The following is a 4,225-nucleotide window of genomic DNA, read 5'->3' on the forward strand; positions in this document are numbered from 1 at the left end:
TCTTGAGCGAGGCGTCGAAGAACACCCGGTCGTCCTTGTCGGCAACGAATTCCACCGCCGCCAGCATGCCGTCGCCGCGGACGTCCCCGACATTCGTGTGGCCGCCGACCGCCTTGGCCAGTTCGGCGCGGAAATAGGCGCCGGTCTCGCGGGCATTTGTCAGCAAATCCATCTCGTCGATCAGTTCGAGATTGGCCACACCGGCGGCGACGCAGATCGGATGCGCCGAATAGGTCCAGCCATGACCGAGCGAACCGAGCTTGTCGGAGCCCTCAACCAGCACCTGCCACATCTTGTCGGCGACGATGACGCCCGACAGCGGCGCATAGGCCGAGGTCAGGCCCTTGGCGATGGTGATCAGGTCCGGCTTGATGCCGTAATGGTCGGAGCCGAACATGGTGCCCAGCCGGCCGAAGCCCGTCACCACCTCGTCGGCGACCAGAAGCACGTCGTACTTCTTCAGCACCGCCTGGATCTTTTCCCAATAGCCGGCCGGCGGCGGCACGATGCCGCCGGTGCCGAGGATCGGCTCGCCGATGAAGGCCGCGACGGTTTCCGGACCCTCAGCCAGGATCATCTCCTCGAGCTTGTCGGCGCAATGCTGAGAAAATTGCTCCTCGCTCATCGAGCGGTCGGCGCGGCGGAAATAGTAGGGCGCCTCGGTGTGCAGGATCGGTGCGCGCGGCAGGTCGAAGGCGTTGTGGAACAGGTCGAGCCCGGTCAGCGATCCAGTCATCACGCCCGAGCCGTGATAGCCGCGCCAGCGCGAAATGATCTTCTTCTTCTCCGGCCGGCCGAGCACGTTGTTGTAGTACCAGATCAGCTTGATGTTGGTTTCGTTGGCATCGGAACCGGAGAGGCCGAAATAGACGCGCGACATGCCCTGCGGCGCGCGATCGATGATCATCTTGGCCAGCGTGATCGAGGCCTCGGTGCCGTGGCCGACATAGGCGTGGTAGTAGGCGAGGTTCTTCGCCTGGGCGGCGATGGCATCGGCGATCTTCTGACGGCCGTAGCCGACATTGACACAATAGAGGCCGGCGAAGGCATCGAGGCTCTTCTTGCCATTGTTGTCCCAGACGGTGACGCCTTCACCGCCGGCCATGATGCGCGTCGGGCTTTCGCCCCGCGCATGCGTGCCCATATGGGTCGAGGGATGGAAGAAGTGGTCGCGATCCCAGGCGGCGAGTTCGTTGGACTGGTCGAGCATTCTTTTGACTCCTGACAAAACGGCGATTCCGGCGCAGCTTAAGCTACATCCAGGCAGAGATATTTGAGATCGGTGAAAGCCTCGAGTCCGTGGCGCGAGCCTTCGCGCCCGATGCCCGATTGCTTGACGCCGCCGAACGGAATCGGCGCGCCGGTGATCTTGACGCGGTTGATGGCGACCATGCCGTAGTCGAGCGCGCGGCCCATGCGCTGCTGCCGGCCGCCATTCTCGGTCACGACATAGGCAACGAGGCCATATTCGGTAGCGTTGGCGCGGGCAATCACTTCATCCTCGCTGTCGAACGGCGTCACGGCGGCAACCGGACCAAACGTCTCCTCGCGCATGATCAGTGCTTCATCGGTGACATCGGCCAGCAGCGTCGGCTGATAGAACAGTGGGCCAGCCTGGTGCCGCTTGCCGCCGGTGAGGCAGCGCGCGCCGTGAGCGATGGCATCGGCGACCTGTTCCTCGACCTTCTTGACGGCGCGCTCGTGCATCAGCGGGCCGATGTCGGTGCTATCAGCAAGGCCATTGCCGGTCCGCAACGTCTCGATACGCTTGGCGAAGGCGGCGCAGAACCGATCGTAGATCGGACGCTGGACATAGATACGGTTGGCAGCGAGGCAGTCCTGGCCCGACGTGGCGAATTTGGCGTCGATGGCGATATCAACCGCTTTGTCCAGATCGGCATCGGCAAAGACGATCAGCGGGGCGTGGCCGCCAAGCTCCATCACCAGCCGCTTCATCGTCGCAGCACTTTGCGCGGCGATCAGCCGGCCGATCTCGGTCGAGCCGGTAAAGCTCATGGCACGGACGCGCGGATCTTCGCACATCCGGCCGACGATGGTCGAAGCCTTGCCGGTGATGATGTTGAAGACGCCGGCGGGCAAGCCGGCGCGTTCGCCGAGTTCGGCCAGCGCCAGCGCCGACAGCGGTGTTTCCGAGGACGGATGCGCAACGATCGTGCAGCCGGCGGCAAGGGCTGCCGCAGCCTTGCGGGTCAGCATCGCCGACGGAAAATTCCACGGCGTGACGACGCCGACGACACCGAGCGGCTCGCGTCGCACCATCATCTCGGCGCCCGGCAGATGGCTTGTGACGCTCTCGGCATTCAAGCGTTTTGCTTCTTCGGCATACCATTCGACGAAGGAAGCGGCATAGTCGATTTCGCCCAGCGACTCCTGCAGCGGCTTGCCCTGTTCCAGCGTCATCAGCAGAGCGAGGTCTTGCTTTGCAGCGATGATCAACTCGAACCATTTCCGCAGGATTTTCGAGCGCTCCTGCGGCAACAGCGCCCGCCACGCCGGGAAGGCGCGCGCGGCGGCATCGATCGCCTTCGTCGTCTGCCGGCCGTCGAGCGCGGCGACGAAAGCGACTGTGGTGCCGGTGGCCGGGTCGGTGACTTCGAAGCTTTCGGCAGCCTCGCTCGCCGTCCAGTGGCCATCGACATAGGCGAGTTCACGCAGCAGCCGGCGGTCGGCGAGGCGATCGAGCGCTTCATGGCGATGCGAGCGGGCGAAATGCGCGGACATGGTCGAGACCTCCCGGTTCGGACTGATGCGGGAAGATTATCCGTCCCGATGCAGACAGAAAGGCTGTTTGGACAGCCCCATAGAGAGAGATTGTCTCTATTGGCCCGCGGGCGCAGATGATCTCTCTGCTGACCGGTGGGCGGCACTAAACCTGGAGATTGGCCGAAGCCTCCCCGCCTTCGTCATCCACGGGCGGAGCAGGAGCGAAGCGACGCGGCGCAGACCCGAGGATCCATGCCGTGATCTTGGTCGAGGAATGCAGCGGAGCAGAATTCTGCACCGCAGCAGCGCTTTGAAGTCGCGGCATGGATCCTGGGGTCTGCGCCGCGTCGCTGCGCTCCTTGCTTCGCCCCAGGATGACGACGTGACGGGGGTTTCGATCAGTCTCCTGGGTGTACGGTAGGGGAGATTGACCTCATGCTTGCGCCGGCAGCAGGTCGGCTATGGGCAGCGCGATCTCGTCCTTCACTGTCTTGATGACGATGTAGGTGAAGTAGCGATCGATGCCGATTTCGCGGTCGAGCAAGCCGTCGACCAGCCGCTGATAGGCGTCGATGTCGCGCGCCATCACCTTCAGCACATAGTCGACGCCGCCGCCCACCGACCAGCAGGCGACGATCTCTGGGATGTCTCGGATGACGCGCTCGAAGCGGTCGAAATCGGCCTGGCGGTGGTTGGCCAGGGTCACCTCCATCAGCACGGTGGCGACGGGTGCCACGACGCGCATGGCGATCCTGGCGTGATAGCCCGAGACGATGCCGGCCTTTTCCAGCTTGCGCAGCCGCATCCAGCACGGCGTCGGCGACAGGCCGACCTGCTCGGCCAGCGCCAGCTTGGTAATGCGTCCGTCGCGCTGGATGGCGTCGAGGATTTTCAGGTCGATCGGGTCGAGTTTCGCTGATGTCATCAGAGCTCACTTTTCGTCCGAGTACCATGACGGCGCATTATTTCGATTGTCAATTGCACTGATTTCGATCTCTAATAAGTCATGACATTGTGGCAACCCGATCCCGCACTCATCAGGCGGCCGGCATATCAATCGCTGGCCGACCAGTTCGCGCGTGCCATCCATGACGGGCGCCTGGCCAATGGTGCGCGGCTGCCGACCCATCGCAGGCTGGCCGACGATCTGAAACTTTCGGTGCAGACGGTCAGCCGCGCCTATGAGGAACTGATCCGTCGCGGCCTGATTTCGGGCGAGATCGGCCGCGGCAGCTTCGTCCAGACGCAGCGCCGCGAGCCGGAGCCGCCATATCTGCCCGAGCGGCTCGGCGAAGTCATCGACCTGTCGATCCTGAAACCGGTTTGTGAGCCGATGCATCTGGAGCGGCTGAAACAAGCACTGGGCTGGCTGGCTGAGAACCTGCCGTCGAGTTCAGCACTTTCGTTCCGGCCCAACATGGTGTTTCCGCGCCACCGCGCGGTGGCGCGGAAACACCATGTTGGGCCGGAACGAAAGTGCTGAACTCGACGGCAGGTTCTC

General features: G+C 63.6%; 3 protein-coding genes and 1 pseudogene. 1 reads left to right on the top strand and 3 read right to left on the bottom strand.

The features are described from left to right. The 3 genes from EN964_RS26765 to EN964_RS26775 form a co-directional block, all read right to left on the bottom strand. Positions 1 to 1,210: aminotransferase class III-fold pyridoxal phosphate-dependent enzyme (locus EN964_RS26765; protein WP_127269509.1), on the bottom strand; the 1,210-nt coding region annotated here is incomplete at its 3' end. 38 nt (positions 1,211 to 1,248) lie between these two features. Continuing rightward, positions 1,249 to 2,742 carry an NAD-dependent succinate-semialdehyde dehydrogenase gene (locus tag EN964_RS26770; RefSeq protein WP_127269510.1) on the bottom strand — a complete coding sequence of 498 codons (1,494 nt, stop codon included), beginning with the start codon at positions 2,740 to 2,742 and terminating at the stop codon, positions 1,249 to 1,251. A gap of 415 nt (positions 2,743 to 3,157) precedes the next feature. Continuing rightward, positions 3,158 to 3,649 carry an Lrp/AsnC family transcriptional regulator gene (locus EN964_RS26775; protein WP_127269511.1) on the bottom strand — a complete coding sequence of 164 codons (492 nt, stop codon included), beginning with the start codon at positions 3,647 to 3,649 and terminating at the stop codon, positions 3,158 to 3,160. A gap of 81 nt (positions 3,650 to 3,730) precedes the next feature. Between EN964_RS26775 and EN964_RS26780 the strand changes: the two are divergent. Next, a pseudogene (locus tag EN964_RS26780) lies at positions 3,731 to 4,171 on the top strand (GntR family transcriptional regulator); the annotation flags it as partial. Positions 4,172 to 4,225: the final 54 nt, after the last annotated feature.

This window comes from Mesorhizobium sp. M7A.F.Ca.CA.001.10.2.1, from assembly GCF_003998575.1.
GTDB lineage: Bacteria > Pseudomonadota > Alphaproteobacteria > Rhizobiales > Rhizobiaceae > Mesorhizobium.